This window comes from Dehalococcoidales bacterium, from assembly GCA_035529395.1.
Taxonomy (GTDB): domain Bacteria; phylum Chloroflexota; class Dehalococcoidia; order Dehalococcoidales; family Fen-1064; genus DUES01.
In genome coordinates this window covers 1-12,258 of record DATKWT010000090.1, presented here as the reverse complement: position 1 = coordinate 12,258, position 12,258 = coordinate 1, and the positions used below count along the sequence as shown (strand labels likewise).

Annotated in this window: 12 protein-coding genes; all 12 read left to right on the top strand. The window is 56.0% G+C overall.

Annotated features, from left to right (window positions below):
• Window positions 1-304: 304 nt before the first annotated feature.
• The 12 genes from VMW13_05865 to VMW13_05810 all read left to right on the top strand — a co-directional run bounded on the left by VMW13_05865 (window position 305) and on the right by VMW13_05810 (window position 12,027).
• Window positions 305-1,786, top strand: a complete 1,482-nt coding sequence (locus tag VMW13_05865) for an MATE family efflux transporter (GenBank protein HUV44339.1) — start codon at window positions 305-307, stop codon at window positions 1,784-1,786.
• Between the two features lie 34 nt (window positions 1,787-1,820).
• A complete protein-coding gene (locus VMW13_05860) occupies window positions 1,821-3,263 on the top strand; it encodes an MATE family efflux transporter (GenBank protein ID HUV44338.1) in 1,443 nt (480 codons plus the stop codon).
• 16 nt (window positions 3,264-3,279) lie between these two features.
• Window positions 3,280-4,725, top strand: a complete 1,446-nt coding sequence (locus tag VMW13_05855) for an MATE family efflux transporter (GenBank protein ID HUV44337.1) — start codon at window positions 3,280-3,282, stop codon at window positions 4,723-4,725.
• A 16-nt stretch (window positions 4,726-4,741) separates the two neighbouring features.
• Entirely contained in the window at window positions 4,742-6,229 is a 1,488-nt protein-coding gene (locus tag VMW13_05850; GenBank protein HUV44336.1) for an MATE family efflux transporter, read from the top strand.
• Window positions 6,230-6,264: 35 nt separating this feature from the next.
• Entirely contained in the window at window positions 6,265-7,761 is a 1,497-nt protein-coding gene (locus tag VMW13_05845; protein HUV44335.1) for an MATE family efflux transporter, read from the top strand.
• 78 nt (window positions 7,762-7,839) lie between these two features.
• A complete protein-coding gene (locus tag VMW13_05840; protein ID HUV44334.1) occupies window positions 7,840-8,151 on the top strand; it encodes an FmdB family zinc ribbon protein in 312 nt (103 codons plus the stop codon).
• Window positions 8,148-8,678, top strand: coding sequence for a D-aminoacyl-tRNA deacylase (gene dtd, locus VMW13_05835; GenBank protein ID HUV44333.1), 531 nt, complete (start codon window positions 8,148-8,150; stop codon window positions 8,676-8,678). Before VMW13_05840 ends, dtd begins: the two co-directional genes overlap by 4 nt.
• A gap of 149 nt (window positions 8,679-8,827) precedes the next feature.
• The gene (locus VMW13_05830; protein ID HUV44332.1) at window positions 8,828-9,679 is read left to right on the top strand and encodes an SDR family NAD(P)-dependent oxidoreductase; all 852 of its coding nucleotides are present in this window, start codon (window positions 8,828-8,830) and stop codon (window positions 9,677-9,679) included.
• A gap of 474 nt (window positions 9,680-10,153) precedes the next feature.
• Complete coding sequence (locus tag VMW13_05825; protein ID HUV44331.1) at window positions 10,154-10,576, top strand: Fur family transcriptional regulator; 423 nt, start codon at window positions 10,154-10,156, stop codon at window positions 10,574-10,576.
• Between the two features lie 88 nt (window positions 10,577-10,664).
• Complete coding sequence (locus tag VMW13_05820) at window positions 10,665-10,886, top strand: hypothetical protein (GenBank protein HUV44330.1); 222 nt, start codon at window positions 10,665-10,667, stop codon at window positions 10,884-10,886.
• Between the two features lies 1 nt (window position 10,887).
• Window positions 10,888-11,085, top strand: coding sequence for a CooT family nickel-binding protein (locus tag VMW13_05815; GenBank protein HUV44329.1), 198 nt, complete (start codon window positions 10,888-10,890; stop codon window positions 11,083-11,085).
• A 90-nt stretch (window positions 11,086-11,175) separates the two neighbouring features.
• Complete coding sequence (locus VMW13_05810) at window positions 11,176-12,027, top strand: metal ABC transporter substrate-binding protein (protein ID HUV44328.1); 852 nt, start codon at window positions 11,176-11,178, stop codon at window positions 12,025-12,027.
• The last annotated feature ends 231 nt before the right edge of the window (window positions 12,028-12,258 follow it).

Here is a 12,258-nt window from a genome sequence, read left to right as displayed (position 1 = left end):
CCTCTTCTGAGAGGCGCTCCTTTTGGCAGGGGTGTCTGGGCGTCATTCTTACAGAATGACGTTAGCAGAATCCGAAACCAGATTCTGCCGGTGTCCCCCAGATATAATCTTTCCCCCCTTCCGCAGAAGGCTCCTTCCTGGACAGGAAGGGGAAGGCGGCCCGGATGGGCCGCACGGGGATTGGTCGAAAGGGTTTTTCATAGGCTTGCTGGTACTCCGGCGACTTGCCGGGAGTTAGCCCAGGGGTTCTTTGTATTAGGAGCAGGAAGGCGGACATAGTAGTAAAGGAGTGGACGCTGGCGGGATGGAGCAGACCGGGTTTCCTGGCGGCAGGCGGGGTGGCCCCCTGATGAGGGACTGGACTCAGGGCAGTATCGTTGGTAATCTCCTGAGACTGTCTTGGCCAATGGTCATCAGCAGCAGCCTCATGATGCTCGGTCCCACCATCGATATGATATGGGTCGGAAAACTCGGGTCTTCTTCGGTAGCTGGTGTCGGTGTCGCCGGTATTGCCACGCAGTTGATAATGGGGGCTATGATGGGCCTCATCATGGGAATGAGGGCACTCATAGCTCGTTTTATTGGTACCGGTGACATTCAGGGTGCTAACCACGTCTCCCAGCAGGCTTTTGTCATCAGTGGCGGGTTCGCCATTATCATGGCGGCTGTCGGTGCTTTCCTGGCTGAAGAAATACTCGGTCTTTTCGGACTTGAACCGGAAGTTGTAGTCGCCGGAGCAGACTACCTGAGGATTATGTTCGTCGGGTCTGCCGCCATTTCCTTCCGCATCATGGCCGAAGGTGTAATGCAGGCTTCCGGTGATACCGTCACGCCAATGATAACGGCCACCATTTACCGGCTGTTTCATGTGGTATTGTGCCCATTTCTCATTTTCGGCTGGTGGATATTCCCGGAGCTGGGCGTTCGGGGTGCGGCGGTAACCAACGTTATCTCGCAAAGCCTGGGTGTGAGTCTGGGACTATGGTTACTGTTCACCGGTCGCTCCCTTTATTTCAAGCGTCCACTCCAGCAGGATGAAGATAGCTGGCTGCGTGGTGTACTTCTGTTACGGTGGCTACCCCGGGTCCATGTCGGGCAGTCCCAGCTGCGGCTGACGCTGCAGAACTTCCACCTTGACCCGCAGACTATCTGGCGCATTGTCCGGATTGGGTTGCCATCAATGATTTCCGGGATGCAGCGTACCTTCAGCCAGTTCTTCCTGATGATGTTTATCAGCCCCTTCGGGACAATCGCGGTAGCAGCCCATACCATAACTCAGCGGATTGAGATGGTGATGTTCATGCCGGGAATGGCGTTCGGTCAGGCAGCCGGGGTGCTCGCGGGACAGAACCTTGGAGCCGGAAAACCGGACCGGGCTGAAAAGGGAGCCTGGATAGCGGTACTGCTGGTTGAGGGTTTTCTGATTGTCTGCTCGATAGTGCTCCTGATTGTGCCGAGCCCTATCGTGCGCATCTTTAACTCGGAATCAGAGTTAGTGACAGTGGCTACTACCTTCCTGCGGATAGCGGTAGCTGGTTATATGGTGATGGGATTTACGTCTTCGCTAATGAGTACCCTGTCCGGGACTGGCGATACTGTCCCCCCGATGATTTTCAGTCTGGTGTCTGTCTGGTTGCTGCAGTTACCGCTGGCCTATCTCTTGCCAAAAGTGGGAGACCTCGGTGTGTACGGTGTGCGTTGGGCAATTGTCTCCGGTCTTATATTTGGGGCGATTGCATACCTGCTCTATTTCAGAACAGGTCGGTGGAAACGAAGACGGGTATAGTAATAATATAATATTTTAATAGTGAATACTTAATATGGATACTGGCAGTACGGCAGGAGCGGCGGGCCCGGGAGGAAGACAGCCCGGGTTCGACCGTGATTGGACTCAGGGCAGCATTACGGGCAATCTTATCAGGCTGGCCTGGCCGATGATAGTAAGCTCTGTCCTCAATATGCTTGGTCCCACCATTGACATGGTCTGGGTCGGCAGTCTGGGTTCGGATGCTATCGCCGGTGTTGGTGTTGCCGGTATTGCTGTCGGGCTCGTGATGTCGGCAATTATGGGGCTCAGTATGGGAATGAGAGCCATGATTGCCCGCTTCATCGGGGCACAAGACCGTAAGAGTGCTAACCATGTCGCATTACAGGCCTTTGTACTGGGTGCCGTGATATCTTTGATTGTGGCGATGATAGGTCTCTTTTGTACCGAATCTATTATGAACCTGTTTGACCTGGAAGAAGGAGTCATCCTCGAAGGGACAAGCTACCTGAGGATTGTTTTCCTCGGTGGGGTAGTGATGATAGTGCGCATGATGTGCGAATCCGCTATCCAGTCCGCAGGCGACGCGGTAACGCCGATGTGGATTTCAGTTGTCTTCCGGTTTGTCCACATAGTTCTTTGTCCCTTTCTGGTGCTCGGCTGGTGGGTATTTCCCCAACTGGGGGTCAGTGGTGCCGCATATACCAATATCATCTCACAGACCCTGGGGCTGGGCCTTTCATTGTGGGTCCTTATAGCAGGGCGTTCCATTTATTTCGACAGGACGAGAAAGAGGATCCGGCTGGGGTGGGGCAGGATGAAACTGATAACAAAGAATTTCCGCATCGACCCCGGTATCATCTGGCGTATTGTCCGAATCGGTGTACCATCCGGTATTATGAGTATGCAGCAGGCACTCGGTGCGTTCTTCCTCGTCAGGATTATGGCGCCCTTCGGGACATATGCCGTAGCTGCCCATACCATTGTATCACGCGTGGAGATGATTATCTTTATGCCGATAGTAGGGCTGGGCATGGCGGCTGGAATCCTTGCCGGGCAGAACCTCGGTGCCGAGCAGCCCGGTCGCGCTGAAAAAAGTGGCTGGCAGGCATCGTTCATGGCGCTGATGTTTATGGTTGTCTGCTGTTTGGCTCTTCTATTAGGTGCGGAGGGTATCATCGGTATTTTTAACAGGGAACCCGACCTGGTAGAAATGGGCGGTACCTTCCTCCGGATAGGCGCAGTCGGATACCTCCTGATAGGGTTCGTTATTGTGATGCAGTTTTGCATCACCGGTGCCGGTGATACTGTGCCGCCGATGATTCTTAGCCTGGTGATGGTCTGGTTATTACAGATACCGCTGGCATACATTCTCCCTGATGCCACCGGACTCGGCATATACGGCGTACGCTGGGCGATAGTCATCTCTCTAGCGGTGTCAGCAATTACCTACACGATATACTTCAAGCTTGGCAGGTGGAAACGGAAACGGGTCTGACCACGGACCGGATACTATGGGGATAGAAGAAGAGACCGAGGAAACCCCGGAATACGATAGAAGACGTAACGGGTCCGACCGTGATTGGACCCAGGGCAGCATCATCGGCAATCTGATGAAGCTGTCCTGGCCGATGATGGTCAGTTCCAGCCTGAACATGCTGGGCCCCACCATTGACATGATATGGGTGGGAAAGCTGGGCTCAGCGGCCATTGCCGCTGTCGGTGTTGCCGGCATCGGTGTGCAACTCCTGATGTCGGCTATCATGGGTCTTGCCATGGGAATGCGAGCAATCATTGCCCGTTTCATCGGGGCCCGCGACCTCCAGAGTGCCAACTACGTGGCCGTACAGGCATTTGTGGTCAGCGCCGTTGTTTCGGTAATCATGGCACTGGTCGGCCTCTTTCTTGCCGAGTCTATAATGCGCCTGTTCCCTCTGGAGGAGGAGGTCATCCTCCAGGGAGCAACCTACCTGAGGATTGTGTTCGTCGGCGGGATAGTGATGGTGGTCCGCATGATGTGCGAGGGTGCTATGCAGGCCTCCGGGGACGCGGTAACACCGATGTGGATCGGCATTTTCTTCAGATTCCTCCACGTGGCCCTCTGCCCCTTCATGGTGCTCGGCTGGTGGGTATTTCCCCAACTGGGGGTCAGTGGTGCCGCATATACCAATATCATCTCACAGACCCTGGGGCTGGGCCTTTCATTGTGGGTCTTGTTCACGGGAAGGTCCATCTATTTTAGTCCCGTTCGGAAAATGCTCCGCCTGGGGCAGGCCCAGATGAAGCTGACGCTCGATAACTTCCGCATTGACCCCGGTATCATCTGGCGTATTATCAGAATCGGTGTACCATCCAGTATCATGGGGATGCAGATGGCCCTGGCCGGGTTTGTCTTTATCAGAATTATGGCGCCCTTCGGCACCTTCGCTGTGGCTGCCCACACTATTTCCCAGCGTGTGGAGATGATACTGTTCATGCCGGTCATGGGACTGGGCATGGCGGCCGGTACCCTCGCCGGACAGAACCTTGGCGCTGGCCAGCCGGAGCGCGCCGAGAGGGGTGGCTGGCTCGCGGCCATTGTGGCCCTGGCGTTGATGGCCGTTTGCTCGCTGGGGTTACTGCTGGGGGCGGAGAGTGTCGTCACCATCTTCAACAAGGAATCCGGCCTGGTAGAGATGGGTAGCAGATTCATCCGGATAGCCACCACCGGCTACTTCCTGATTGGGTTCGTCATCGTACTCCAGTTCTGCATCTCCGGTGCCGGTGACACCGTCCCACCGATGGTTATCAGCCTGTTGATGATGTGGCTGATACAGTTGCCATTGGCCTACGTCCTGCCCAATTACACCAGCCTCGGAGTCTACGGAGTGCGCTGGGCGATGGTTATCTCGATAGGTGCGGGCGCAATTGGCTACACGACATACTTCAAGCTTGGCAGGTGGAAGCGGAAGCGGGTCTGACCACGGACCGGATACTATGGAAATAGAAGAAGAGACCGGGGAAACCCCGGAATACGGGGGAAAAAGCAGAAGGTTCCAACGTGACTGGACCAGGGGAAGTATCATCAGGAACCTCCTGCTGCTCGGTTGGCCGATGTCTATCAATGCCATCATGACCATGATGGGCCCTACTATTGACATGATATGGGTTGGCAAGCTGGGCGAAGCCTCCATTGCGGGTGTCGGTGTTGCCGGTACCGCGGTGATGGTGGTGAATTCAGCCAGGATGGGCTTGACTACCGGCACCAGGGCTATGATAGCCCGCTTCATTGGTGCTGGTGACGACAAGGGTGCCAATAGTGTTGGTCAGCAGGCCGTTGTAGTCAGTGCCGTTTTCTCTATTATTATGGCCATTATCGGCATTGTCCTGGCCGAACCTATCATGCGTGTATTTGGTCTCGAAGAAGAGGTGGTATCCGAAGGGGCCGCCTACATGAGAATTATGTTCATTGGCTCGGTAGCGATGTCTTTCCGGATGATGGCCGAAAGTGTTATGCAGGCCTCCGGCGACTCACTAACCCCGATGATGGCCTCGGCAGGCTTCCGGATTCTGCATGTAGCCTTATGCCCCTTCCTGGTCTTCGGCTGGTGGATATTCCCCGCTATGGGCGTAAGCGGGGCCGCGATGACCAATGTCATTTCGCAAAGCCTCGGTGCGGCAGTTGGTCTATGGGCTCTTTTCTCAGGGAAGTCGGTCTGGCTGGACCGGTCTCGCTGGTGGAATGACAGGGGCATAATCGGGCGTATTGCCATCTGGCGGGTTGTCCAATTAGTACCATCACGCCTGCGGTTGAGCCTGCGGAATTTCAGTCTGGACCGTAATATCATCTGGCGTATTGTCCGGATTGGTATCCCGGCATCAGTCACCGGTATCGAGCGTAGTTTTGCCAATCTCGTACTGGTTTTGTTCGTAACCCCTTTCGGCACAACCGCGGTAGCGGCTCACTCCCTGATTCAGAGGGTTGCGCAGTTTGCCCACATGCCAGCCCAGGGAATCGGTCAGGCGGCGGGTGTTCTGGCGGGACAGAACCTGGGTGCCAGGCAGCCGGGGCGCGCCGAGCGGACCGGATGGACGGCGGCGGCCCTGTTTTCCGTGGTAATGGTTATTGCTTCTTTGGTGATCGTATTCTGGGCTGAAGAAATAATAGGTGTATTTAACTCGGAACCGGCGTTGAAGGCGCTTGGCGGTAACTTTCTTCGTATAGAAATTGTGTCCTTCGTAGTGTTTGGTCTGGTGATGGTGCTTTCGCAGTGCCTCAACGGTGTCGGAGACACGATGATACCGATGATTACCACTCTCCTCAGCATGTGGCTGATACAGGTGCCGCTGGCCTATTTCCTGCCTAAATACACGGACCTCGGCGTATATGGTGTCCGTTGGGGAATTGTATCTGCCATTGTCCTTCGCGCTATTATATATACCGTATACTTCAAGTCCGGGAGGTGGAAGAGTAAGAGAATCTAGTGTAGTATAACAACCTACTCCAGTGGAGCCTTTTCATGGAATCGACAGGTAGCCTGGAAGTGAAGCGGGAGAAGGACTGGACCAGGGGCAGCGTTACGCGCAACCTTCTGAGTCTGTCCTGGCCGATGGTTGTCACCGAAGGCCTGTACATGATCGGTATCAGTATCGATATGGTCTGGGTGGGCAAGCTCGGAGCGGCGGCTGTTGCCGGTATCGGCATCGCCGGTATCTACGCCGGCTTCCAGATGATGTTGATGAACGGACTGGGTATCGGTATACGTGCCCTTGTCGCTCGATTTGTCGGTTCCGGAGATATTGAGCAAGCAAATCATACCGGTCAGCAGACTTTTATCATTGGTGTGTTCTACACGCTGGTAATGGTAATTCTGGGTCTTACGCTTTCCGAAATAGTCCTGACTCTGATGGGGCTTGAACCTGACGTTATTGCGGTGGGCACCGACTACATGCGTATCATGTTCGGTTTTGGCTCGGTCACGGTAGCCTTCTGGTTAATTGGCTACAGCATCATGCAGGCCTCCGGGGATGCCGTAACCCCGCTGGCAATCGTTATCTTCTACCGGCTCGTCCACATCCCGCTGAGCTACGCCTTGGTCTTCGGCTGGGGACTATTTCCGGATATGGGCGCCAGTGGTGCTGCGATGGCCAATGTGATTTCACGTGGCATCGGCATGGTCCTGGTGCTCTGGGCGCTCTTCACCGGACGTGCCGTTCGTTTCGACTGGGACCGGTGGTTGAAAGGTTGGGCTGACAGTCAGTCATCCGGCAATTTGTTGCTCCGTGCTTGCGCATTTATGGCCGTGTGGAGAATTCCTGCTCTGGAGAAAGGCAGGCTCAGACTAACGATGAGACACTTCCGGATTGACCTCTCAATGGTCTGGCGTATGGTAAAGATAGGTATCCCGGCCTCGGTAATGGGGGTACAGCGTTCCTTGAGCCTGGTGGTAGTGGCCTGGCTGACAGCGCCGTTCGGTACACTGGCGGTGGCAGCACACTCACTGATGCAGCGGGTTGAGATGCTGCTGATACCGATTAATATCGGACTTGGTACGGCCTCGGGCGTGCTTGCGGGGCAGAACATGGGGGCGGGGCATCCCGGACGGGCAGAGCGGGGTAGCTGGCAGGCCGTCGGACTGTCCACGGCGCTCATGGTCATCTGCTCGGTAGTAGTGCTGGTATGGGCAGAGAACATTGTGAGTATTTTCAGTACCGAACCGGATATTGTGGAAATGACCAGCACGTTCATGAGGATAGCCGCCGCAGGTTATGTGATGCTCGGTCTCGGTGTGGTGCTTGGGCAGTCCCTCTCCGGCACCGGTGACACTGTACCGCCAATGGTAATTGGAATGGTAGCGAGTTGGTTGGTAATATTGCCCCTGGCGTATCTGCTGCCGGAGTTAACAGAGATGGGTGTCCTCGGAATACGCTGGGCGCTCGTGGCGGGGGTGTTCGTTACGGCAATTGCTACGGTGTTGTATTTCCGACTTGGCAGGTGGAAGCGCAAAAGGGTATAATCTTAACTGATTGCACCAGAGCAGTCGACATTGATTGCGCCAAGGCAATCAACTACAATTTTTCCTGTGAGGTGAAGGGTGCCTACCTACGATTACGAGTGCCAGTCATGTGGCCACCACTTTGAGAAGCGGCAGAGTTACACTGATGAACCGGGGGCGAAATGTCCCCGTTGCCAGAGTGCAAGTCGGAGGCTTTTCCATCCGGCCCCGATAATTTTCAAAGGAAGTGGTTTCTACGTGACGGATAGCCGCAAGCCGGGTGATTTCGGCGGGGATGGTCACGGTGATGCCGGTAAGTCCGGCGCCGGTCAGGAGAAGCCGGCTGATAAAAAACCGGCCGGCGAGGAGAAAACCACCGCCGGGAAGGACTCGGGTGGAGCCAAAGAGTGAAAGCGCTGCTGCAACGGGTCGGCAAGGCTTCGGTCAGTGTCGGCAGTGAGCTGGTCGGCAGCATCGGGCGGGGGCTGGTGGTCTTCGTCGGTGTGGCTGACGGAGATAGCCGGGAAGACGTAGAATACCTGGTCTCGAAGACACTTGGTCTCCGTATCTTTGAGGACGAAGCGGGCAAGTTCAACCTTTCCATTGAAGATGTCAGAGGAGAGCTGCTACTGGTCAGCCAGTTTACGTTGCTGGCCGGCACAAGGAAAGGCCGTCGCCCCAGCTTCACCGATGCGGCGCCACCGGAAATAGCCGAGGAACTGTTCGAAAACTTTGTCGAGCGGGCCAGGGCGACCGGGCTCAGTGTGGCCACGGGCCGATTTCAGCAGTATATGCAGGTCGAAATCCACAACGATGGTCCGGTAACGATAATGCTGGACAGCCGGGACAGGCACCTGCCCAGGAAGGCGCTGAAAAAGGGAAGTCCCGAAGGGGCTTCGCCCCTTCGGCAGGGGTCTGGGGGTGTCCCCCAGATATAAATTCTACCCCCTTCCTGGCTAGGAAGGGGGAGGCGGCCCAGCTGGGCCGCACGGGGATTGGTCGAAAGGGTTTTTCAGCAACCTGCCCAGGAAGGCGTGAACGGGCGGTTTGCCTGTTTCTCTTACAGGAAAAACGAAGGAGGTCGATAATGGGGAAACTTGATGGCAAGGTAGCAATCGTGACGGGAGCGAGTCGTGGTATCGGTAAGGCAATTGCACTACTGTTCGCTGCGGAGGGCGCGAAAGTCGCCTGCGCCGCGCGGACAGTAACCGAAGGAGACCATATCCTGGAAGGCTCGCTAATGACAACGGTCTCGGAAATTGAGAAAGCCGGAGGCACGGCGGTGCCGATGCAGGTCGACGTGTCCCATGAGGAGAGCTGCCGTGAACTGGTGGCGAAGACCAGGGAGATATTCGGTCCGGTCGATGTCATGGTGAACAACGCCGCCCTGACTTACTTCATACCGGTCAAGGATATCCCGGTCCGCAGGTGGCTCCGGTCTTTCTCGGTGAACTTCCACGGTCCCTTCATCCTGAGCCAGCTCGCGCTTCAGGACATGGTGGAGCGGGGTAGCGGGGCTATCGTCAACATCTCCTCGGGAGCGGCAATCGGTCCGGGGCGTGGTCCCTACAAAGAGGCCACCGGCGGTGAGCGCGGCGGCACCCTCTACGGTGCCGAGAAGGCGGCGCTGGAGCGGTTCACCCAGGGGCTGGCCGAGGAGGTCTACCGGTATGGCATTTCGGTGACCTGTGTATCACCCTCTCAGGTTGTACCGACACCGGGTACCGTCTACCACAATCTGGTCACGGGTATGGATGACCCACGCGGTGAGCCGCCGGAGATGATGGCCAGAGCCGCCCTCCTGCTGGCTACCGAGCCGCTGGACAGGGTCACCGGTCGGGTCACCTACAGCCAGCAGATTCTCAAGGAGTTCGGCTGGATAGACAAAGCCCAGGGCGCCGGTGTTGACCGCGTCGGCAGCGGCTACAGCCAGATATAGCAGGGTGCTGAAAAAGGGGAGTCCAGAGGGCCCGCCCATTCTGATGGCCCCGCCTCTTCTGAGAGGCGCTCCCTCTTCTGAGAGGCGCTCCCTCTTCTGAGAGGCGCTCCCTCTTCTGAGAGGCGCTCCCTCTTCTGAGAGGCGCTCCCTCTTCTGAGAGGCGCCCCCTCTTCTGAGAGGCGCTCCCTCTTCTGAGAGGCGCCCCGCCCCTTCTGAGGAGCACCGCCCCTTCTGAGGGGCGCTCAATCCGGGCCGCACGGGGGTTGGTCGAAAGGGTTTTTCATCACCCTGATACGAAACTCAGCTACCGGACGCACGTGACCAGGGCAGCACAGGCACGGTCAACGCTGCCAGCGATTGTTGCAATTATTTGTAACTGCAACTACTTGCATTTATCCCCCGGTTCTGGTATGATACTCAGCGGAGATTGCCGGGAAGACCCGGTGAAGAACCGGAAGACCGGGGTGATGCTACATGGAGTACGGCAGGGACATTGCCAGCGCGCTGGGCAAGCAGGGATATCGTCTGACACCGCAGCGGCTGATGATATTTGAGGCCATTGAAAACAGCGATGACCACATCAGCGCCGAAGAGATGTATTCCCAGGTAGTAGCCAAATACCCCAATGTCAATATCTCCACGGTCTATCGGACACTGGAACTGTTAAAGAAACTCGACCTGGTAACCGAGACCGACCTCGGCGGGGGCCGGTTCCGCTATCACCCGGCCAACAAGGGGCATCATCACCACCTTATCTGTCGGCGGTGCGGCGCTACCATTGACCTTGATGAGTCGCTGCTGGTCCCTCTTGAGAAAGCACTGCTCAGGAAGCACGATTTCGTCGCCGAGATCAGGCATCTCGCCATTACCGGACTGTGCTCCCGGTGTCGACAGTAGATTGTTTCAGGACAAGACAGCGTCCTGTGCTGTCAGGTACGCACACCGCGTACCCGGCATGCGACACAATAAAATGAGGAGGTTGCCCATGAGCAGTGAAGACATCCTGGCAAAGGTAAGGATTCTGCTGGCCCACTGGATTGGGCACAATCAGGAGCACAGCAAGGAGTTCCGCGAGTGGGCGGATAAGGTGAACGCCCTCGGTGAAACCGGTGCCGGTGATGATATGACGCAGGCGGCGCAGGAGATGGAGAAAGCGGGTGAATACCTGTCCCAGGCACTGCAGAAGCTCGGGGGGAGGGAGGACTAGAGTGTGTCTGTCAAAAGCGTATCTTGAAAAAGACGGTGAGAGGCAGCTTGTTGCCGAAGATGTGACCGCGATAGAGCTTACCGGGGACATACTCCGGCTGAAGACTCTGTTCGGGGAGCTAAAAGAGGTCGAGGCCAGGGTCCGCGAGGTCGACTTCCTGACTCACAGCATTCTTCTTGAGGAACGGCAACCTGCTTGAGAAGTGAAGTAAGGCTGCCGTTCGGGACCAGACAATTATCTGCCTTTTCTGGCAGCACACCTGTTTATAACGAGTACAGGGGGTAGGTTAATGATGAAAAATATGCGCATTCTGGTTTTCGCTGTAGTTGTCGCCGGCACAATTCTTACTCCGATACTGTCCGGCTGCACACCCACAACACAAGGCACCGATACATTGAAAGTAGTTACCAGCACGTCACATCTCAAGTATATAGCAGAGCGGGTTGGTGGTGACCTGGTGGATGTTACCAGTATAGTCCCAGCCTCACAGCACCCCGGAGACTTTGATGCTACGCCCGGTGATATTAAGAAGCTGACTGAAGCTGACATATTTCTGGTTCACGGTTTCCCTGGGGAGACGTTTGTTCCTGGTCTTGTTGAATCGGCAGACAATCCGGACCTGAAATTGGTCACTGTTAAAGTAGATGGCAACTGGATGACACCGTCGGTCCAGGTTGAGGCCGCGGAGATTGTTGCCCGGACATTCGCTCGGGAAGATATGGATAACGAGAACAGCTATCTGAAGAGAGCGGATGAATACAGCACTCTGGTTGTCGAAAAGAACACCGAGATACAGCAACGACTGAAAGGTACGGGCATTGTTGGCACTCCTACCCTGTGTTCTTTCTGGCAGGCCGGTTTTGCCCGGTGGCTCGGACTCTACGTAATAGAGACCTATGGACCGGCAGAACTTACCCCGCAGGATACGCAGAGTCTCATTGACAAAGGTAGAGAGTCAGGCGTAACCCTTGTGATTGATAACGTACACAGTGGCAAGGACGCCGGCAAAGCAATTGCTGAGGAGCTGGGTGTCGCCAGGGTGATTATCCTGTATTTCCCCGGTGCTTTCGATGATACCGAGACCTGGGAGAAGGCCATTGACCGGAACGTTGAGCTGATACTGGATGCCCTGGGACACTAGTGTAGTGTCTCGTATATATCTTTACGTATGATGGATGTTGATGTCATTCCAGCGCAGGCTGGAATCCAGGGGGCAAACACGTATCCCGGATCGAGTCTGACAGGGTGATGAAAAAGGGGAGTCCAGAGGGCAGGCCCCTTCTGAGGGGCACCCCCTCTTCCGGGAGGGGCCGAAGCCTCCTTTGGCAGGGGTCTGGGGGTGTCCCCCAGATATAATCTTTCCCCCCTTCCT

Excerpts from the sequence above, each read along its gene's own strand:
- VMW13_05865 (HUV44339.1), top strand. The coding sequence starts at position 305 with ATGGAGCAGACCGGGTTTCCTGGCGGCAGGCGGGGTGGCCCCCTGATG.
- VMW13_05860 (HUV44338.1), top strand. The coding sequence starts at position 1,821 with ATGGATACTGGCAGTACGGCAGGAGCGGCGGGCCCGGGAGGAAGACAG.
- VMW13_05855 (HUV44337.1), top strand. The coding sequence starts at position 3,280 with ATGGGGATAGAAGAAGAGACCGAGGAAACCCCGGAATACGATAGAAGA.
- VMW13_05850 (HUV44336.1), top strand. The coding sequence starts at position 4,742 with ATGGAAATAGAAGAAGAGACCGGGGAAACCCCGGAATACGGGGGAAAA.
- VMW13_05845 (HUV44335.1), top strand. The coding sequence starts at position 6,265 with ATGGAATCGACAGGTAGCCTGGAAGTGAAGCGGGAGAAGGACTGGACC.
- VMW13_05830 (HUV44332.1), top strand. The coding sequence starts at position 8,828 with ATGGGGAAACTTGATGGCAAGGTAGCAATCGTGACGGGAGCGAGTCGT.
- VMW13_05825 (HUV44331.1), top strand. The coding sequence starts at position 10,154 with ATGGAGTACGGCAGGGACATTGCCAGCGCGCTGGGCAAGCAGGGATAT.
- VMW13_05820 (HUV44330.1), top strand. The coding sequence starts at position 10,665 with ATGAGCAGTGAAGACATCCTGGCAAAGGTAAGGATTCTGCTGGCCCAC.
- VMW13_05810 (HUV44328.1), top strand. The coding sequence starts at position 11,176 with ATGATGAAAAATATGCGCATTCTGGTTTTCGCTGTAGTTGTCGCCGGC.